At 74.8% G+C, this 18456-nt stretch carries 16 protein-coding genes and 1 pseudogene; 8 read left to right on the forward strand and 9 right to left on the reverse strand.

The features are described from left to right. Positions 1-125: 125 nt before the first annotated feature. The 4 genes from ACFVS6_RS27365 to ACFVS6_RS27380 all read left to right on the forward strand — a co-directional run bounded on the left by ACFVS6_RS27365 (position 126) and on the right by ACFVS6_RS27380 (position 4667). Positions 126-1010 (forward strand): LytTR family transcriptional regulator DNA-binding domain-containing protein, encoded by an 885-nt coding sequence (locus ACFVS6_RS27365; protein ID WP_389707823.1) that lies wholly within the window; start codon positions 126-128, stop codon positions 1008-1010. 231 nt (positions 1011-1241) lie between these two features. Further along, on the forward strand, positions 1242-1517 hold the full coding sequence (locus ACFVS6_RS27370; protein WP_389707825.1) for a hypothetical protein: 276 nt from the start codon (positions 1242-1244) through the stop codon (positions 1515-1517). 136 nt (positions 1518-1653) lie between these two features. Beyond that, entirely contained in the window at positions 1654-3390 is a 1737-nt protein-coding gene (locus tag ACFVS6_RS27375; RefSeq protein ID WP_389707826.1) for a cation acetate symporter, read from the forward strand. After that, positions 3387-4667 carry a sensor histidine kinase gene (locus tag ACFVS6_RS27380; RefSeq protein WP_389707828.1) on the forward strand — a complete coding sequence of 427 codons (1281 nt, stop codon included), beginning with the start codon at positions 3387-3389 and terminating at the stop codon, positions 4665-4667. Before ACFVS6_RS27375 ends, ACFVS6_RS27380 begins: the two co-directional genes overlap by 4 nt. Positions 4668-4740: 73 nt before the next feature. Here ACFVS6_RS27380 and ACFVS6_RS27385 read toward each other — a convergent pair whose 3' ends face one another. After that, positions 4741-6183, reverse strand: coding sequence for a GuaB1 family IMP dehydrogenase-related protein (locus ACFVS6_RS27385; RefSeq protein ID WP_389707830.1), 1443 nt, complete (start codon positions 6181-6183; stop codon positions 4741-4743). A gap of 356 nt (positions 6184-6539) precedes the next feature. Here ACFVS6_RS27385 and ACFVS6_RS27390 point away from each other — a divergent pair, with 356 nt between their 5' ends. After that, positions 6540-6869, forward strand: a complete 330-nt coding sequence (locus tag ACFVS6_RS27390) for a putative quinol monooxygenase (RefSeq protein ID WP_389707832.1) — start codon at positions 6540-6542, stop codon at positions 6867-6869. Between the two features lie 163 nt (positions 6870-7032). Here the strand turns inward: ACFVS6_RS27390 and ACFVS6_RS27395 are convergent, their stop codons facing one another. The 5 genes from ACFVS6_RS27395 to rpe all read right to left on the reverse strand — a co-directional run bounded on the left by ACFVS6_RS27395 (position 7033) and on the right by rpe (position 10116). Then, complete coding sequence (locus ACFVS6_RS27395; RefSeq protein WP_389707834.1) at positions 7033-7446, reverse strand: barstar family protein; 414 nt, start codon at positions 7444-7446, stop codon at positions 7033-7035. Continuing rightward, complete coding sequence (locus ACFVS6_RS27400; protein ID WP_389707836.1) at positions 7443-7901, reverse strand: ribonuclease domain-containing protein; 459 nt, start codon at positions 7899-7901, stop codon at positions 7443-7445. The genes ACFVS6_RS27395 and ACFVS6_RS27400 overlap by 4 nt, the downstream gene beginning before the upstream one ends. A 49-nt stretch (positions 7902-7950) precedes the next feature. Beyond that, positions 7951-8172: a CarD family transcriptional regulator gene (locus tag ACFVS6_RS27405; RefSeq protein ID WP_281205152.1), complete on the reverse strand. Its 222-nt coding sequence runs from the start codon at positions 8170-8172 to the stop codon at positions 7951-7953. A gap of 105 nt (positions 8173-8277) precedes the next feature. After that, the gene (locus ACFVS6_RS27410) at positions 8278-9291 is read right to left on the reverse strand and encodes a sugar-binding transcriptional regulator (RefSeq protein WP_281205210.1); all 1014 of its coding nucleotides are present in this window, start codon (positions 9289-9291) and stop codon (positions 8278-8280) included. 138 nt (positions 9292-9429) lie between these two features. Beyond that, on the reverse strand, positions 9430-10116 hold the full coding sequence (gene rpe / locus ACFVS6_RS27415; RefSeq protein WP_266578278.1) for a ribulose-phosphate 3-epimerase: 687 nt from the start codon (positions 10114-10116) through the stop codon (positions 9430-9432). A 186-nt stretch (positions 10117-10302) separates the two neighbouring features. Between rpe and ACFVS6_RS27420 the strand changes: the two genes are divergently transcribed. Together ACFVS6_RS27420 and ACFVS6_RS27425 are read left to right on the forward strand one after the other, a co-directional pair. Continuing rightward, positions 10303-11694, forward strand: coding sequence for an MFS transporter (locus tag ACFVS6_RS27420; RefSeq protein WP_389707838.1), 1392 nt, complete (start codon positions 10303-10305; stop codon positions 11692-11694). Continuing rightward, positions 11666-12630, forward strand: a pseudogene (locus ACFVS6_RS27425) (aldo/keto reductase). Before ACFVS6_RS27420 ends, ACFVS6_RS27425 begins: the two are co-directional and overlap by 29 nt. Positions 12631-12668: 38 nt before the next feature. On the opposite strand, the gene ACFVS6_RS27430 reads toward ACFVS6_RS27425, so the two are convergent. After that, positions 12669-14078, reverse strand: coding sequence for an RsmB/NOP family class I SAM-dependent RNA methyltransferase (locus ACFVS6_RS27430; protein WP_389707858.1), 1410 nt, complete (start codon positions 14076-14078; stop codon positions 12669-12671). Between the two features lie 178 nt (positions 14079-14256). Then, positions 14257-15201 (reverse strand): methionyl-tRNA formyltransferase, encoded by a 945-nt coding sequence (gene fmt, locus ACFVS6_RS27435; protein ID WP_389707840.1) that lies wholly within the window; start codon positions 15199-15201, stop codon positions 14257-14259. 252 nt (positions 15202-15453) lie between these two features. On the opposite strand from fmt, the gene ACFVS6_RS27440 reads away from it, so the two are divergent. Further along, positions 15454-15993, forward strand: coding sequence for a hypothetical protein (locus ACFVS6_RS27440; protein ID WP_389707842.1), 540 nt, complete (start codon positions 15454-15456; stop codon positions 15991-15993). Between the two features lie 154 nt (positions 15994-16147). Here ACFVS6_RS27440 and ACFVS6_RS27445 read toward each other — a convergent pair whose 3' ends face one another. Next, a complete protein-coding gene (locus ACFVS6_RS27445; RefSeq protein WP_389707844.1) occupies positions 16148-18247 on the reverse strand; it encodes a primosomal protein N' in 2100 nt (699 codons plus the stop codon). Positions 18248-18456 lie beyond the last annotated feature (209 nt).

An 18456-nucleotide genomic window follows, 5' to 3' on the forward strand; every position in this document is an offset into this window, starting at 1 on the left:
GACCGCGCGGCCCCCGCCCACCTCCCCCCTGGGCCGGGGCCGCGCACCGTTCCCGCCGGGCCGGCCGCGAGCCCGGGGCCCGCCCGACCCCGCCCGTGACGGGGGCCCGACCGTAGAATCGGCGCATGCTGCGCGCCCTGGCCGTCGACGACGAGAAGCCCCTGCTGGAGGAACTCCTCTACCTGCTGCGCTCGGACCCCCGGGTGAGCAGCGCGGAGGGCGCCTGCGACGCCACCGAGGCACTGCGCCGCATCACCCGGGCGCTGGAGAGCGGCCCGGAGGGCCCCGACGGCATCGACGTGGTGTTCCTGGACATCCAGATGGCAGGACTGACCGGCCTCGACATCGCCCGGCTGCTGGCCGGGTTCGCCCGGCCCCCGCTCATCGTGTTCGTCACCGCCCACGAGGGCTTCGCCGTACAGGCCTTCGACCTCAAGGCCATCGACTACGTGCTCAAGCCGGTGCGCCCGGAGCGGCTCGCCGAGGCCGTCCGCCGGGCCCGCGCCCAGCTCGGCGACCCCCCGCAGCCGGCGGATCCCACGGCCTGCCCGGCGCTCCCGGACCCCCCGGCGGCCTCCGCCCGCGTCCCCCTTCCCGCTCCCGCGGCCGCCGTCGGGACCCCGACCGCGCCGGGACCGCGCCGACCGGCCCCCGAGGTGACCGTCGCCGACCGCACGTCGGACCAGATCGCCGTCGAGCTGGGCGGGGTCACCCGGTTCGTCGCCATCGCGGACATCGCCTACGTCGAGGCCCAGGGCGACTACGCCCGGCTGCACACCGACGGTGCCAGCCACCTCGTCCGGATCCCGCTGTCGACGCTGGAGGAACGCTGGGCGGCCCGGGGGTTCGTCCGGATCCACCGGCGGCACCTGGTGGCACTGGGCCGCATCGACGAACTGCGCCTGGACTCGGGCACCACGAGCGTCCGGGTCGGCTCGGCGGAACTCCAGGTCAGCCGGCGGCACGCGCGCGAGCTACGGGACCTGCTGACGCGCCACGCGACCGGCTGACCCGCTCCCGGCATCCGGACCCCGTCGTCGCGGCTCCCGACGCCCGAGCACCCGCGGCGCCCCGGTAACCCCCGGCGACCGTACGACCGTCCGGCGTGCCGGGGCGCCGTTCGTCGCGCCGGGACGGGCGTACGGCGATCCGCCGGGCCCGTCGGCCGCACCGGCCCCCTCCGAGCGCCGGATCCGCGGTCGGCCGCGCGTATCGTGGATCTTCCGGCCGGGAGGAGCGACATGTCCGAGATCGAGGCGCTGCTGGACGCGCTGACCGGACTGCCCCGGACCCGGGCGGCCGGCCCCGCCGAGGCCGAGGCGTTGCTGGCCCGGCTGCGCAGCGCGGCCGCCCGCTGGGCCGACGTCCTGTACGAGGCCCGCGAGGGCACCCGCCAACAACTGCCGCCGCGCGCGGAGGCGGCCCTGACCCTGGCGTTCCGGCGCGCGGAGGAGTCGTACGTCGAGTTGGAGATCGCCCTGCGGGACTGCGCGGAGCACCGCGACCCGGCCCGCTGAGCCCCCGCCCCGGACGGGAGGCCGACGGAAGGTCCCGCCCCGGCGGGGGCCGCCGCATCGCGCCGGACGGTACCTGTCGCCCGGCGACGGGCGGTACATAGACTCCGGTCAGCCCTCCCCCGTCGAAGGAACACCGGTGAACCAGACCTACGCGCTGACCGCGGTCACCGTCGTCGTCCTGGTCACCGTCCTCGTCGGGGCTCTGGGCCTGCGGATATCGCGGACCACTTCGGACTTCTACGTCGCCTCGCGCACCGTCGGCCCCCGCCTCAACGCGGCGGCCATCAGCGGGGAGTACCTCTCCGCCGCGTCCTTCCTCGGCGTCGCCGGGCTGGTGCTGCTCCAGGGGCCGGAGATGCTCTGGTACCCCGTCGGGTACACCGCCGGCTACCTGGTGCTCCTGGTGCTGGTCGCGGCCCCGTTGCGGCGTTCGGGCGCCTACACGCTGCCCGACTTCGCCGAGGACCGGCTCCAGTCGCGGGCGGTGCGGCGGATCGCGGTGCTGTTCGTGCTCGGCGTCGGCTGGCTGTACCTGCTCCCGCAGTTGCAGGGGGCCGGGCTGACCCTGGAGATCTTGACCGGCGCCCCGCACTGGGCCGGCGGGGTCGTCGTCGCCTTCGTGGTGACGGCGGCCGTCGCCGCGGGCGGCATGCGCAGCATCACCTTCGTCCAGGCCTTCCAGTACTGGCTCAAGCTCACCGCGTTGTTGGTGCCCGCGTTCTTCCTGATCGCCGCGTGGGCCGGGGACGGCGCCCCGCGCGCATCCTTCGACGCCCCCGCGGTGTTCCGCGAGCACACCTCCGTCACGCTCGCCGAGGACGTCCGGCTGTCACTGGACGCGCCGCTGACCGTGACGGTGACGGGCCGGATCGACGGGACCCCGTACACGGCCGCCCCGGTGACCCTGGCGGCCGGCGGTCACACCGCCGAAGCCCGCACCCGCCTGGAGTTCGTCCCGGGCAGCGCGGTTCCCGGAGCCCGCGCGGGCACCGACGGCGACGCCGAGCCCGGTTGGTCGGCGCCGCTGTCCGGGGAGGGGCGCGAGCACCGGCTGTACGCGACGTACGGGCTGATCCTGGCCACGTTCCTCGGCACGATGGGCCTGCCGCACGTCGCGGTGCGCTTCTACACCAGCCCGGACGGGCGGGCCGCCCGGCGCACCACCCTGGTCGTGCTCGGCCTGCTCGGGGCGTTCTACCTGTTGCCCCAGGTGTACGGGGCGCTGGGCCGGATCTACGCGCCCGAGCTGGCCCTGACCGGGGACGCGGACGCGGCGGTCCTGGTGCTGCCCGAGCGGATGCTGGGCGGGCTGCTCGGTGAGCTGCTGGGGGCGTTGCTGGCCGGGGGCGCCTTCGCGGCGTTCCTGTCGACGGCCTCGGGGCTGACCATGGCCGTGGCCGGGGTCCTGCACCAGGACGTGCTGCCGGGGCGCGGGGTGGGGACGTTCCGCTGCGCCGTGGTGCTCGCGATGGCGGTGCCGCTGGCCGGCTCCGTGGCGGCCACGCAGGTCCCGGTCGCGGACGCGGTGGGGCTCGCCTTCGCCGTGTCGGCGTCCTCGTTCTGCCCCCTGCTGGTGCTGGGCATCTGGTGGCGCGGACTGACCCCGCCGGGCGCCGTCGCCGGACTGCTCACCGGGGGCGGGGCGGCGCTCGGCGCGGTCCTGGCGACCCGGGTCGGGCTGGCCCCGACCGGCTGGTCGCACGCCCTGCTGGCCTGGCCGGCGGTGTGGTCGGTGCCGCTGGGGTTCCTCACGATGGTGCTGGTGTCACTGCTGACCCGGTCCCGGATCCCGGCCGGTACGGCGGCTTCCCTGGCCCGGCTGCACCTGCCGGAGGCCGTGGCCGTCGACCGGGGCGCGGGGGGCCCGCGGTGAGCGGCGCGGTGCTCGCGGTGCTGGCCCCGGTGGGCGGGGCGCTGCTCCTGGGTCTGGGGTGGGCCGCCGGCCGGTGGCACGCGGCGCGCGGGGAGCGGGCGGCCGGGCTCGACCTGGGCACGCCCGTCGAACGGGCCACCTTCCACACGCTGCACACCGCTTCGCTGGCCGCTCCCCCGTTGCGCGCCGGCCTCACGGAGGACGCCGCCCGCAAGGCGGCGCGGCGGCTGCGGTCCCTGCTGGGCACGGAGGCCCTGTGCCTGACGGACCGGGAGTCGGTGCTGGCCTGGGACGGTCCGGGCGCCGACCACCACGAGCGGCGGGCGATGGACCGGGTCGCGCAGGTGCTGGAGTCGGGGCGCAGCCAGAGCGTGCGGACGGACTGCCAGCGGCTGGAATGCCCCCTGAAGTGGGCGGTGTTCGCGCCGCTCACCGGTGAGGACGGGACGCTGGGGGCGCTCGTCGCCTACGGGTCGCGGGAGTCGGCGGTGTTGGTGCGGGCCGCGACGGAGGTGGCGCGCTGGGTGTCGGTGCAGTTGGAGCTGTCGGAGCTGGACCGGGCGCGGACCCGCTTGATGGAGGCGGAGATCAAGGCGCTGCGGGCGCAGATCTCCCCGCACTTCATCTTCAACTCCCTCGCCGCCATCGCCTCGTTCGTGCGGACGGATCCGGAGCGGGCCCGGGAACTGCTGCTGGAGTTCGCGGACTTCACCCGGTACTCGTTCCGCCGGCACGGGGACTTCACGACGCTCGCGGACGAGCTGCGTTCGATCGAGCAGTACCTGGCCCTGGCGGGGGCCCGGTTCGGGGACCGGCTGAAGGTCACCTTGCAGGTGGCGCCGGAGGTGTTGCCGGTGGCGCTGCCGTTCCTGTGCGTCCAGCCGCTGGTGGAGAACGCGGTGAAGCACGGGCTGGAGAATTCGACCGGGGAGTGCCGGATCACGATCGCCGCCCGGGACGCGGGCTCGGAGGCGGTCCTGACCATCGAGGACAACGGCGTCGGGATGGATCCGGGCCTGTTGCGCCGGATCCTGGCCGGGGAGTGCCCCGGCCCGGTCGGGATCGGGCTGCCCAACGTCGACGAGCGGATGCGGCAGGTCTACGGGGACGACCACGGGCTCGTCATCGAGACGGCCGTCGGCGCCGGCATGAAGATCACCGTGCGGATTCCCAAGTACCGTGCGGGCGTCCACAGTTCGGGCCCCGGCGGCGGACGCCCCGGACGCGGCGACGGGCGGGCGGGCCGCCCCGACGACGGGCGACGCGGGTCGGTGTGACCGGAGTGCGCCGGTGGCCCCGGCCCCGACCCCTCGCGGGGTGGGGCCGGGGCCACCGGCGGTACGGGTGGGACTAGCTCCAGCTGGCGTGGAGCGGCTTGCCCTCGGCGTAGCCGGCCGCGGACTGGATGCCGACGACGGCCTTCTCCTCGAACTCCGCGAGGGAGCCCGCGCCCGCGTAGGTGCAGGAGGAGCGGACACCGGCGATGATCGAGTCGATCAGGTCCTCGACGCCCGGGCGGGTCGGGTCGAGGAACATGCGCGAGGTGGAGATGCCCTCCTCGAACAGCGCCTTGCGGGCGCGGTCGTAGGCGGACTCCTCGGAGGTGCGGTTGCGCACGGCGCGGGCCGATGCCATGCCGAAGGACTCCTTGTAGAAGCGCCCGTCGGCGGACTGCTGGAGGTCGCCCGGGGACTCGTACGTACCGGCGAACCAGGAGCCGATCATGACGTTGGACGCGCCGGCGGCCAGGGCCATGGCCACGTCGCGCGGGTGACGGACGCCGCCGTCGGCCCAGACGTGCTTGCCGTACTTCTTCGCCTCGGCGGCGCACTCCAGGACCGCGGAGAACTGCGGGCGGCCCACGCCGGTCATCATGCGGGTGGTGCACATGGCGCCGGGGCCCACACCGACCTTGATGATGTCGGCGCCGGCGTCGATGAGGTCCTTGACGCCCTCGGCGGCCACGATGTTGCCGGCGACGATCGGGACCTGCGGGTCCAGCGCGCGGACGGCCTTGATCGCGTTGATCATCGATTCCTGGTGGCCGTGCGCGGTGTCGATGACGATGGTGTCCGCGCCGGCGTCGAGCAGCTGCTTGGCCTTGGCGACGAAGTCGCCGTTGATGCCGACGGCCGCGGCGATGCGCAGCTTGCCGTTGGCGTCGGTGGCGGGGGTGTAGAGGGTGGCGCGCAGGGCGCCCTTGCGGGTCAGGATGCCGACCAGCTTGCCGTCCTTGTCGACGGCCGGGGCCAGCTTGCGGTGGCCCGCGTCGAGCTGGTTGAAGGCGTCGCGCGGGTCCATGTCGGCGTCGATGAGCAGCAGCTCCTTCGACATGACCTCGGAGAGCTGGGTGAAGCGGTCGACGCCGGTCAGGTCGTGGTCGGTGACGACACCGAGCGGACGTCCCTGGTCGTCGACGACGACGCCGGCGCCGTGGGCGCGCTTGGGCAGCAGGGAGATCGCGTCGGCGACGGTCTGGGTGGGTGCCAGCGTGATCGGGGTGTCGAGCACGAGGTGGCGGGTCTTCACCCAGGAGATGACGTCGGTGACGACCTCGATCGGGATGTCCTGCGGGATGACGACGATTCCGCCGCGGCGGGCGACGGTCTCGGCCATCCGGCGGCCCGCGATGGCGGTCATGTTGGCCACGACCAGTGGAATGGTGGTGCCGGTGCCGTCGGGCGAGGACAGGTCGACGCCCTGGCGGGAACCGACCGCGGAGCGGCTCGGCACCATGAACACATCGTCGTACGTCAGGTCGTACGGCGGCTTCAGGTCATTGAGGAAACGCACGTGCTGAACATCCCAGTCGTTCGAAGGATCCTTCTATGGCCTCGACAGGGCAGTCGAGGAAACGCACGTACTTCATTCTCCCATGACCGGGGGTTCACGCCGCCCGGGCCGATCGTCCAGGACATTCCGGACCGGCTGGTCCTTTCCTACGGGACCTTGGTCCCGCGAGGACGCCGTCCGGGCCTCCCCCCACGACCAGCCGGCTCCTTCGCCCCGCTCTCCCGTCGGGAACGGTACGCGCGCGGGGCCGGGACGTCACGAAGTCCGGGTCCGCACGGCCCGGGTGCCTACCGGACGCGCGCGATCCACGCAAAGGTGGCCGGGACGACCTGAACCCGGGGAGAGGCACGCACACCATGACCACGACCGTCGAATACATCCGCTACCGGATCGCCCCGGCCGACCGGGCCGCGTTCGAGGAGGCGTACGCCCGCGGGGCCGAGGCCCTGGCGGCCTCGCCCGAGTGCCTCGACTACGAGCTGGCCCGCTGCGAGGAGGAGCCGGAGCGCTACGTCCTGCGGATCCGCTGGACGTCGATCGACGCCCACCTGAACGGCTTCCGCAAGGGCGAGCACTTCCCCGCCTTCTTCAGCGCGATCCGTCCCTACGTCACGGCCATCGAGGAGATGCAGCACTACCTCGTGACCGGCGTGGCCGGTCCGGGAAAGGCCTCCGGGCACGCGTGAGCACCATGCCCACGGTCCGCGAAAGAACGGGCCACCAAAGGACGGGCCACGAAAGGACGGACCCTGACCGGACGGGCCCGGAAGGGGCGGCGGTCCGCCCCACCGACCGCTGCTGACCGCGCGGGGGCGGCCTGCCCGCCCCCGCGCGCAGGGGGGCCGGCCGTCAGCTCCCGGCGCCGCCGGGGCGCGTCCGGCCCGGGAAGGCCGTCGCGGGTCCCGCGAGCAGCACGGTGAGGGGCGGCCGGCCGTCGTCGTCCTGCCGCCAGAAGTCGACGGCCTCCTCCAGGACCTCCCGCAGGGTCTCCCAGTCCGTCGGACGGGCCTCCGCGTACTCCCGCCAGGACGTGACGGCGAGCAGCCGGCCGGGGGCCGGGGGCAGCCAGGAGAGGTCGGTCAGCACGTCGGCGAGGGCGTCCCAGTTGGCGCCGAACCACTCGGGGGCACGCAGCGCCCGTCCGCAGCGGCGCATCAGCGCGGTCTTGCTCCGGACGCCCTCCAGGTCGAGCCGTACGGTCGTCCAGCCCGCCTCCTCGGCGGCGGCGAGGGCGGGGGCGAGCGGCTGCGGGTCCAGGGTCATCGGAGAACCGCCTTGAAGGTCTCGTAGTGGTCGTCCGTGTAGTAGAACTCCCCGCCCTGCCCCGTCACGATCCGCCGGGCCCCGCGGTCCCGTTCGCCCGGTGTCCTCACGGTGAACTCGTGGTAGTAGCCGCGCTTCTGCTTCGGCAGGACCTTCTCGAAGTTCCCGAAGACGGTGCCGTCCTGCCGGTACGCGTACGGTCCGCCCTTGTCGATCAGGGCGAGCACTTCGCGCGCCTGCTGCGGCAGCGCGTCGGCGCGTACGGTCGCCATCCCCTTCGCCCACCCGGGCAGCGCGGGGCGTCCCGTGGGCTCGCCGCCGGAGGAGGCCTCGGCGGTGGCGGGCGGGGCCGGGGCGGAGTCACCGCCGCAGCCCACCACACCGGCCAGCGCGGCACAGAGGAACAGCGCCCCCAGCACGCGCAGCAGTGATCGGGGCACGCTCCGAAAGATCATGCACCGATCGTGCCAAATATCCGATTCGCTCGCGAATCGCCCGGTCGCCTCAGAGAGCGGCCATCTTGGTGTACGGACTCAGGACGCGGCACTGGATCGAACCGAAGTCGACGAGAACGGCGATTCCCTCCTCAACACCGACGACACGGCCGAGGCCGTGCTCGTCGTGAGTCACCCGGTCGCCGACGCTGAACTGCCGGAGCGGCGGTTCCACGGGGGCCTTGAACGGGCTGGACGGCAAATGGCGGCGAGGTACTGCTGACTTAGTCATTGAATCCAGTATGCGCCCCCGGGGGCGCCTCGCGGTCCGCTGTTCGGGTCTCGATTCCGGCACCATCCCGATCACGCGACCGGGAAGCGCGCCCGGCCGGCCCGGTCAGTCGTCGGGGTCGGCCCGGTCCAGTGCCGGCCGGAGGCCCGGAGCGGACTCGGTGAGCAGGTAGTCGGCGACCGCGGTGTCGGTGACGAGGCTGGTCACCAGGCCCGAGCGGAGCACCGCGCCGATCGCGGAGGCCTTGCGCAGCCCGCCCGCGATGGCCACCACCTCGGGGATCCGACGCAGCCGGTCCGCCTCCACGGTGATGCACCGCTCGCCCAGGTCCCGCCCCACCCGACGCCCGTCGGCATCGAACAGATGGGCGGACATTTCGGCCGCCACGCCCAGCGAGGCGTAGTGCGCCCGCTCCTCGTCGGTCAGCATGTCGTGCACGGTGGAGATGCCCGGCTCCCAGGAGCCGATCGACACGGCCGCGACGGTCACCTTGTCGAAGTACTCGAAGGCCCGCGCGATCCCGGTCTGACCGCGCAGCGCGGCCGCGGTCGCGGGGTCGGGCAGCAGCATCGGCGCGTAGATGGGGTGGGCGTCGCCGCCGGACACCTGCGCGGCCCTGCGCACGGCCTCGACCGACCCGCGCTCGGCGGTGCCGGCGTCGTACACGCCGGTCAGCTGGACGACGGTGCACGGGGGCAGTCGGTGCAGTGAGGCGGCCATGTGGATGGTGGAGCGCCCCCACGCGAGGCCCAGCACGTCGCCCTCGTTGACGAGCTCGCCCAGCAGGTCGGCCGCGACCGCGCCGAGGTTCTCCGGGTCCGGGGCGTCCTCGGTGGCGTCGGCCGGCGATTCCACCACGACGGCGTGCCGCAGCCCGTAACGGGCGCGCAGCGCGTCGGAGCGCTCCGCGTCCAGTTCGGCCGGCACCCGGATCTCGATGCGTACGAGGTCGCGTTCGAGGGCGGTCTCCAGGACCCGGGCCACCTTGAAGCGGCTCACGCCGAACTCCTCGGCGATCTGGATCTTGGACTTGCCCTCCAGGTAGAAGCGGCGCGCCATGGCCGCCGCCTGCACCAGCTCCGCGGGTCCCATCCGCAGGGCTGACCGTCCCGCCGACATTGCAGACACCGCGTTCTCCTCACTGCTGTTCACACTGTCGTGTTCACACTCTCGACTCGCCGTTCATCCTGTCAGATCCGACGGCCGTTGATCAGCCCGGACGGCTTCCGTTCACCGAGCTGTTCATCAACGCTTGGCTCAGTGGTCGCAAGCCCACGGCGCGGCGGCGATCGCCGCGCCCGCCTGCTCGCGCAGGGTCCGCACGGCGGCGGCGGGATCGACGGCTCCGTAGACGGCGCTACCGGCCACGAACACGTCCGCGCCGGCCTCCGCGACCCGCTCGATCGTCGAGGCCGAGACCCCGCCGTCGACCTGGAGCCACAGGTCCAGGCCGTGCTTGGCGATCAGCTCACGGGTGCGGCGCACCTTGGGCAGCATGATGTCCAGGAAGGACTGCCCGCCGAAGCCCGGTTCGACCGTCATGATCAGCACCATGTCGAGCTCGGGGAGGATGTCCTCGTACTGCTCGATCGGGGTGCCCGGCTTGAGCGCCATGGCCGCCCGGGCGCCCTTGGCCCGGATCTCGCGCGCCAGTCGCACCGGCGCGGCGGCGGCCTCGGCGTGGAAGGTCACCGACCCGGCGCCGGCCTCCACGTACTGCGGGGCCCAGCGGTCCGGGTCCTCGATCATGAGGTGCAGGTCCAGCGGGATGTCCGTGGCGCGGCTGAGCGACTCCACGATCGGCACGCCGAGGGTCAGGTTCGGGACGAAATGGTTGTCCATGACGTCGACGTGCAGCCAGTCGGCGCCCTCGACGGCCCTCGCCTCCTCGGCGAGTCGGGCGAAGTCGGCGGACAGGATGCTGGGATTGATCTGAACGGCCATGCCCCAAGCCTGCCATGCCCTCGGCCACTTCCGGCCATGGCCCCGGAACTCGGTTTCGTGGTAGCGACGCTTAAGTGATCATGAACGATTTTTCACTTGCCCTTCGGTGTGACACCAGTCCAACGTTGTGTCCATGACAGTCGCCACCCGGCGGCGCCCGGCCACCCAGGAGGAGTCCCACCCGGCATGGCATCCGCTCCCTCACCGGCCGACGGCGGCGCCCCCGTCTCACCCGGCAGTACGGCCCCCGGCACGACCGGCACGCCCGCCCCCGTCCCGCCGCCCGGCGGCCCCTGGCGCAGCAAGGACTTCCGCGCCCTCTTCGGCGCCACGACCCTCGACCAGTTCGCCGCCAACTCCGGACACGTCGCCGTCCCCCTCCTCGCCCTCACCGCGCTGGACGCGAGCGCCGGCCAGGTCGGCGCCCTCGCGGCGCTCTCCACCGCCGCCTTCCTCCTCATCGGTCTGCCGGCCGGCGCCTGGGTGGACCGCCTGCGCACCCGCGAGGTCCTCGTGGCCGCCGACCTCGCCCGCGCCGTGCTCCTGGCCTCCCTCCCGCTGTCCTGGTGGCTGGGCACCCTGGCCCTCCCCCAGCTGTACGCGGTCGTCCTGCTCACCGGCTGCGCCACCGTCTTCTCCGACGTCGGGGCGCAGAGCGTGCTCCCCCGACTGGTCGGCCGGGACGGCCTGGTCCGGGCGAACGCGGCCGTCGTGACCCTGATGGCCGTCGCGAACATCGCCGGGCGGGGCGCCGGCGGGGCGCTGATCGCCCTCCTGACCGCGCCCGTCGCCCTGGCCTGCTCCGCCGCCTGCCACCTCGTCTCCGCGATCGGCCTGCTGCGGATCCGGCCCGCCCCGGCGCCGCCCGCCACCGGGCGGACCCCGCTGCACACCCGGATCACCGAGGGCCTGAGACACGTACTGGGCCACCCGGAGCTGCGCGCGCTGGCCCTGGCGGCGGGCCTGAACAACCTGGGCGGGGCCGTCATCAACGCCATGCTCCCCGTGCTGTTCGTACGGGAACTCGGACTGTCCGCCGCCGCCCTCGGGGCGTTCTGGGCCGCCGGCGGTGCCGGGCTGCTCCTCGGCGCCCGCCTCGCCCGCCCGCTGTCCGCCCGGGTCGGCTACGGCCGCGCCCTCGTACTGACCCTGACCCCGGCGGCCCTGCTGGTGCCCCTGCTGGACCGGGGGGCGTGGCTCTGGCTCGCCGGGGCCGGCTGGCTGCTGTGCATGGCGAAGATCGGCTGCGACAACGTCCTGGGCGTGAGCCTGCGCCAGCACCTCACCCCGGACCCGCTCCTGGGCCGCATGAACGCCACCTTCCGCTTCATCCTGACCGGCGCCCTCGCCCTCGGCTCCGCCGCCTCGGGCCTCCTCGCCGAACTCACCACCCTGCACACGGCCCTGTGGGCCGGCGCCGCCGTCCTGTCCCTCTCCTGCGTCCCGATGCTCCTGTCCCCGCTCCGCGAGCGCCGTACCGGCCCGCAGGGGACGCCCGCGCCTCGGAGCACCCACCCCTTGCGCACCACGAACACGGAGGACGACCACCGTGCACAACCGCCCGCTGGGAAGCAGTGACCTGTCCGTTTCCGAGATCGGCTACGGCGCCTGGGGCATCGGCGGCGCCGGCTGGTCGGGGGCCGGCGAGGACGAGTCGGTGCGCGCCCTGCACCGGGCCGTCGATCTCGGCGTGAACTTCGTCGACACCGCGCGCGGTTACGGGGAGAGCGAACGGATCGTCGGCCGCGTGGTCCGCGAACGCTCCGGCGACCAGGTGTACGTGGCGACCGAAGTGCCCCCGAAGAACGGCCTGTGGCCCGCTCCCGGGGGCATCGACCCGGCCGAGCCTTCCCCGGCGCGCACATCCGCGCGAGCCTGGAGAGCAGCCTGTCGGCCTCCGGCCTGGACCACTTCGACGTCCTGCAGTTCCACGTCCGGAGCGACGAGTGGGTCGACCGCGGCGACTGGTTGGAGACCGTCGCCGACCTGAAGCAGCGGGGGTACATCCGGCTGTTCGGCGTGTCCGTCAACGACCACCGGCCCGAGAGCGCCCTCGCCCTCGTCCGCAGCGGCGTGGTGGACACCGTGCAGGTCATCCACAACGTCTTCGACCAGTCACCGGCCGACGCGCTGTTCCCCGCCCGCGAGGAGCACGGCGTCGGCGTCATCGTCCGGGTGGCGCTCGACGAGGGCGGCCTCACCGGCCGCGTCACCGCCGGCACCACCTTCCCCGAAGGGGACTTCCGCGCCCGCCACTTCCGCGGCGACCGGCCCGCGCGGGTCCAGCGGCCCGTCGAGGCCATCACCGCCGACCTGGGCATCACCACCGAGGAGCTCGCGGAGACCGCCCTGCGCTTCGTCCTCAGCTCCCCGGCCGTCTCCACGGTCATCCCCGGCATGCGCACCGTGCGCAACGTGGAGCGCAACACCGCCGTCGGGGACGGCCGGCCCCTCTCCCCCGAGCAGCTCGCGATCCTGGCGAAGCACCGCTGGGAGCGCGACTTCCACTCCTGACCCCCACCCGCCGCCCGCGGGCGGCGACCGACCGGCCGTTACGCCGTGCGTCGCAGCAGCGCCAGGTACATGGCGTCCGTGCCGTGCAGGTGCGGCCACAGCTGGACGTCCGGGCCGTCGCCCAGCGCCGGTACGCCCGCCATGTAGGGGCGGGCGTCGATCAGTTCGGCCGCCACCGGCGCCGCAGCGGCGCCCCGGCCCTTCAGGACGTCCTCCACGACCACCCGGGTCTCCGCCAGGTGCGGGGAGCAGGTCGCGTAGCCGACGACGCCGCCCACCCGCACCGCTGCCAACGCCTGCCGGAGCAGCCCGCGCTGGAGCGGCGCGAAGCCCTCCAGGTCCTCGGGGCGGCGCCGCCAGCGGGCCTCCGGGCGGCGCCGGAGCGCGCCCAGCCCGGAGCAGGGGACGTCCACCAGGACCCGGTCGAAGGAGCCCGGCAGCCACGGGGGCCGCGTGCCGTCGGCCGCGATCACCTGGTACGGGCCGGGGTTGCCGGCCAACGCCTGCCCCACGAGCCGCGCCCGGTGCGGTTGCTTCTCGGAGGCCAGCAGGAACGCCCCGCGCTGCGCGGCCAGCGCGCCCAGCAGGGCCGCCTTGCCGCCGGGGCCGGCGCAGCCGTCGAGCCAGCGCGCGTCGCGGCCCTCGACCGGCACCGCCGCCAGGGCCATCGCCACCAGCTGGCTGCCCTCGTCCTGCACGCCGGCGCGTCCGTCGCGGACCGCCTCCAGCGCGCCCGGCTCGCCGCCCTCGGCCATCCGGACGGCGTACGGGGACCAGCGACCCGGCAGCGCCGAGTCCTCGCCGACCGCCTCCAGCAGTTCCTCGGGGGTGGAGCGGCCCGGCCGGGCCACCAGCGTCACCTCGGGCCGCTCGTTGTCGGCTTCGAGGAGGTCCTCGATCCCGGCGCGCCCGCCGCCCAGCGCGTCCCACAGCGCGCTGACGACCCAGCGGGGGTGGGAGTGGTACACCGCGAGGTGTTCCTCGGCGTCGTCCTCGTACGGCGGTGCCACCCGCTCCAGCCAGCCGTCCAGATCGTGCGCGGCGATCTTGCGGAGCACCGCGTTCACGAACTTGGCCCGGCCGTCACCGAGCACGACCCGGGCCAGCTCGACGCTCGCCGAAACGGCCGCGTGGGTGGGGATGCGGGTGCCCAGGAGCTGGTGCGCTCCGAGCGAGAGCACGTCCAGCACCGGCGGGTCCACCTCCCGCAGGGGCCGGTCGATGCAGGCCTTGATCACCGCGTCGTAGGTGCCCTGGCGGCGCAGCGTCCCGTAGACGAGCTCGGTGGCCAGCGCCGCGTCCCGCGCCTGGAAGCTCTCGTCCTGACGGGCCTTGCGCAGCAGCGGGGGCAGGACGAGGTTCGCGTAGGCGTCGCGCTCGTCCACCGCCCGCAGCACTTCGAAGGCCAGCATGCGGACGGGGTCCTTCTGCGGCCGGCGGTAGGGCATGGCCTGCTTGCCGGACGGCTTGCCGCCGCCGGCCGGACGCCGGTTGGGCTGACGAGGCTGTTCGCTCACGTGAAAGGTGCTCCGGAGGTACGAGTGCTGCGAATGTGCGGTGGAGGTGCGGAGGGGTCGGACCGGCGGGGTGCGCGGGCACCCGCCGGCGGGGCCGTCACCGCCGGGTTCAGCCTACGTCGGCCCCGCCGAGGCGCTCGCCGGGCGCGATCCGCACCCCGCGGGCCCAGTCGGCGGCCTTCATCGGCTTCTTGCCCTGCGGCTGGACCCACAGCAGCTCGACGGCGTGCGAGCCGGTGCCGACGTACACGTTGTTCTTGGCGGGGGCGAGCACGCCGGGCTCCAGGTCCGTGCGGTCCGCCACCGGGCCGACGGAGATCAGCTTGAGCCGCTCCCCCCGGAAGACGGTCCACGCGCCCGGCGCCGGGGTGCAGCCGCGCACGACCCGGTCGACGCGCAGCGCCGGCGCGGCCCAGTCGATCCGGGCGTCCTCGACGGTGATCTTCGACGCGTGGGACACCCCGTCGGCGGGCTGCTCCACGGCGCGCAGGGTGCCGTCCTCGATGCCGTCCATCGTCGCGGCGAGCAGTCCGGCGCCGGCGAAGGCGAGGCGGGTCAGCAGGTCGCCGCTGGTGTCGGTCGGGCGGACGTCCTCGGTGAGGATCCCGAAGACCGGGCCGGTGTCGAGGCCTTCCTCGATGCGGAAGGTGGAGGCGCCGGTGACCTCGTCCCCGGCCATGACGGAGTGCTGCACGGGTGCCGCGCCGCGCCAGGCGGGCAGCAGGGAGAAGTGCAGGTTGACCCATCCGTGGCGGGGGATGTCCAGGGCGCTCTTGGGGAGCAGCGCGCCGTAGGCCACGACGGGGCAGCAGTCCGGGGCGATCTCGCGCAGCCGGGCCTGGAACTCCTCGTCGCGCGGGCGGGCGGGCCTGAGGATCTCGATCCCGGCCTCCTCCGCGCGCTGCGCGACGGGACTGGCGACCAGCCGGCGACCGCGTCCGGCGGGGGCGTCGGGCCGTGTGACGACGGCGGCGACCTCGTGCCGCCCGGAGGCGAGGAGGGCGTCCAGGGCGGGCACGGCGACCTCGGGGGTGCCTGCGAAGACCAGCTTCACTTGGGTCCTACCTCGCTATCCGGGCTGTCAGCAGCACACCAGTCTATGGGGCCTCCGCGAGGCCGCCCACCTGCGGTCCCGAGGGGGCGTACGCGGACCCGCGCGCCTCTCGCATATGCCGACACGCCCCCGGTGCGTGACCTGGGCGCCGGGTGACGCGTTGGTCAAGAGAGATTGACCGAAACGGGCCGCGCATGAGAACGGTGTCTGCGGCCCCATCCGCTCTTCAGCACCGGTTCGAGAGGCTTCTCCATGGCCGACCACGCCACCCATGACGCCCAAGCACGGGCCAGCCTGCACCTCCTGGTACGGGACATCGAGCGGGTTCGCCGGCAAGTGGACGCTCTGCGTACGCTCACCGCCCAGCTCGGCAACGTGTACCGCCCGCGCCGCTCCGGTCCCTCCACGGGCTTCGTCGTCTACGGCAGGGCACCGGCACCCACCGTCCGCCTCGCGCAGGAACTCCGGGACAGCGTCGAGACGCTGGTCACCGCGGCCGTGGACTTCGACCGCTCCCTCGGATTCTCGTGGGACGCCGTCGGCTCGGCGCTCGGCGTGACCAAGCAGGCGGTGCACCGCCGCTACGGGGCCCGCCGCGCGCAGACCACCGAGGCCGCCGAGCAGCCCGCCGAGGGCACCACCACCCGGACCCTGGGCCCCCTGCCCACGATCCCGGCGGCCCGCTCGGTCCCGCCCCAGCCCGTCCGCGAGGACTCCGCGGCGGGGGCCCCGACCTCGTCGGCCGCGCCGGCCCCGCGGACCCCGGCGTTCCCCGGCCCGCGCAACGGCTGACCCGGAGCCCTCCGCCGGGTCGCCGACCCCCGACGGCCCGGGCCCGGCTCCGCACCACCCGCCCCGGCGGGGTGACCGCACCGGTCACCCCGCCGGGGCGTCGGCGTTCCCGGGCCGCGGGTGCCACCGGGCCGGGTGGCGGCCGGTTGCCCGGTCAGCCGATGTCCGACGGGTCGATGCGGACCCGGACCGCCTCCGCCACCGGGACCCCGCGCGCCATGCGGGCGGCCTGCGCCGACTTGAGGGCCGCGGCCAGCGCGGCCCCGCTCCCGGGCGGGACCCGTACCAGCGCCCGCTCGCCGGGCGAGGGCTCCCCGCGCCGGCCGGGCAGCGGTACGGGGCCCAGGACCTCGGCGTCGGGGGGCAGGGCGGCGGCCGCGAGGAAGGCCTCCAGGGCGTCCCCCCGACCGGCCACCGCCGCCATCCGGGAGACCGGCGGGAACCCCAACTGGGCGCGCTCCGCCAGTTCCCGTACGGCGTGACCCACCGGGTCCCACCGGACCAGGGCCTGCACGGGCCGCAGCGTCGGCTCGGCGACCACCACCACCTGTCCGTCGGGCCGTACCAGGGAGGAGGCGGCGATCCAGCGGCGCAGCGCCTCCTCCCCCGCCCGCAGGTCGGGCCGGGTCAGCATGGCCCAGCCGTCGAGGAGCAGCGCGGCCGCGTAGCCGGCGCCCGTCGCGACCGGCTCGGCGCCCGGCGTGCACACCACGAGCGCGGGCCGGTCCGGCACCTCGTCCAGCACGTGGTCGCGCCCGGAGGTCCGTACGGGCACGGCCGGGAAGGCCCGCCCGAGTTCCTCGGCGGTCCGCCGCGCGCCCACCACCTGGGCCCGCAGCCGGAACCCCCCGCACTCCTCGCAGTGCCAGGCCGGCTCCGCCCGCCCGCACCACCCGCAGTGCAGGTCGCGCTCGTCGGGGGCCTCCAGCGGTCCGGCGCACACCGTGCAGCGGGCGGGGGCGCGACACCGCTCGCAGGCGAGTCGGGGCACGTAGCCGCGGCGCGGCACCTGAACGAGGACGGGGCCGGACTTGAGGCCCTCCCGGACGGTTTCCCAGGCCAGGCTGGGCAGTCGCGCGGCCCGGGCGGCGCCGTCACGGGCGAGGAGTTCGTCGCCCACGGTCCGGATCCGGGGCGCGACGGCGCGGACCGTCTCCCGGTCGGCGGTCAGCGGCCGGGCCCAACCGGACTCGACCAGTTGGGCGGCCTCCACGGTGCAGCTGGTGCTCCCGGCGAGGAACCCGCAGCCGTCGGTGACCGCGCGCAGTTCCAGTACCTCCCGGACGTGCGGGAAGGGTGCCCGGTCGTCGGAGTGGCTGGAGTCGCCGTCGTCCCAGACGGCGACGAGCCCGAGGTCCCGTACGGGGGCGAACATCGCGGCCCGGGTGCCGACGACGGCGCGCACGGAGCCCCGGCTGACGGCCAGCCACTGCCGGTAGCGCTTCTCGGGGCCGGATTCGGCGGTGAGCAGCGCGTGCCGGCCCTCGCCGAGCAGGGCGGTGAGCGCCGCGTCGACCCGGGAGGCGGTGCGCCCGTCGGGGACGACGGCGAGGGCGCCGCGGCCGGAGGCGAGGGCGGCGGCCATCGCGCGGGCCAGTTCGTCCGCCCAGCCGGGGCCCGGCAGGGCGGTCCACACCGCGCGGGGGGTGCCGCCGCCGGCGAGGGCCCGCAGGAAGCCGGGTCCGGCGCCGTACCGCTGCCAGCCGCCCGGGTCGGGCGCGGGGGGCGGGGGCAGGGGCTCGGGCGAGGGCTTCGCCTCGGCGCGGGCGTTGCGCGGCGGCAGGGCGAGCTGGAGGACGTCGGCGAGGCTGCCGGCGTAGCGGTCGGCGACGGCCTGGGTCAGGGCCAGCATGCGGGGGCCGAGGACCACCTCGGGCGAGACGACCTGGGCCAGGGCGGCCAGTGCCCCGTCGTAGTCGGAATCGGCGCGCCGCTCGACGATGAACCCGTCGATGAGGCCGCCGCCCTCGCGGCGGCCGCCGTGCACCCGGTGGGAACCGGCGCCGAACCGGACCCGGACGCGGACGCCGGGCTGCGCCACCTCGGAGAGTTCGGCGGGCACGGCGTAGTCGAACGGCCGGTCGAGGTGGAGGACGCCCTTGTTGACGAGGACCCGGGCGACCGGCAGTTCCTCGGCGAGGGCGGCTCCGCGCCAGGTCCGCGGTTTGGCCTTGGGCGCCTTGGCCTTGGCCTCGGCGACCATCTCCCGGATCAGGGCGAGCTGTTCCGGCGGGGAATCGTTCGCGCTGCTCACACTGCATTCTTACCAAATGCCACCGACAGCGAACGGCCCCGGACCGATGGGTCCGGGGCCGTTCGTCAGGTGCGGTTGGCCCGCGGGGCGACCTACAGGCCGGCGGCGGCGCGCAGGGCGTCGACGCGGTCGGTGCGCTCCCAGGTGAAGTCGGGGAGTTCGCGGCCGAAGTGGCCGTAGGCGGCGGTCTGCGCGTAGATCGGGCGCAG

The organism is Streptomyces sp. NPDC057939, from assembly GCF_042887545.1.
Classification (GTDB): Bacteria; Actinomycetota; Actinomycetes; order Streptomycetales; family Streptomycetaceae; genus Streptomyces.

Coding starts and splice junctions, on each gene's coding strand:
- ACFVS6_RS27365 (WP_389707823.1), top strand. CDS start 126: ATGCTGCGCGCCCTGGCCGTCGACGACGAGAAGCCCCTGCTGGAGGAA.
- ACFVS6_RS27370 (WP_389707825.1), top strand. CDS start 1,242: ATGTCCGAGATCGAGGCGCTGCTGGACGCGCTGACCGGACTGCCCCGG.
- ACFVS6_RS27390 (WP_389707832.1), top strand. CDS start 6,540: ATGACCACGACCGTCGAATACATCCGCTACCGGATCGCCCCGGCCGAC.
- ACFVS6_RS27395 (WP_389707834.1), bottom strand. CDS start 7,446: ATGACCCTGGACCCGCAGCCGCTCGCCCCCGCCCTCGCCGCCGCCGAG.
- ACFVS6_RS27400 (WP_389707836.1), bottom strand. CDS start 7,901: ATGATCTTTCGGAGCGTGCCCCGATCACTGCTGCGCGTGCTGGGGGCG.
- ACFVS6_RS27405 (WP_281205152.1), bottom strand. CDS start 8,172: ATGACTAAGTCAGCAGTACCTCGCCGCCATTTGCCGTCCAGCCCGTTC.
- ACFVS6_RS27410 (WP_281205210.1), bottom strand. CDS start 9,291: ATGTCGGCGGGACGGTCAGCCCTGCGGATGGGACCCGCGGAGCTGGTG.
- rpe (WP_266578278.1), bottom strand. CDS start 10,116: ATGGCCGTTCAGATCAATCCCAGCATCCTGTCCGCCGACTTCGCCCGA.
- ACFVS6_RS27420 (WP_389707838.1), top strand. CDS start 10,303: ATGGCATCCGCTCCCTCACCGGCCGACGGCGGCGCCCCCGTCTCACCC.
- ACFVS6_RS27430 (WP_389707858.1), bottom strand. CDS start 14,078: ATGCCCTACCGCCGGCCGCAGAAGGACCCCGTCCGCATGCTGGCCTTC.
- ACFVS6_RS27440 (WP_389707842.1), top strand. CDS start 15,454: ATGGCCGACCACGCCACCCATGACGCCCAAGCACGGGCCAGCCTGCAC.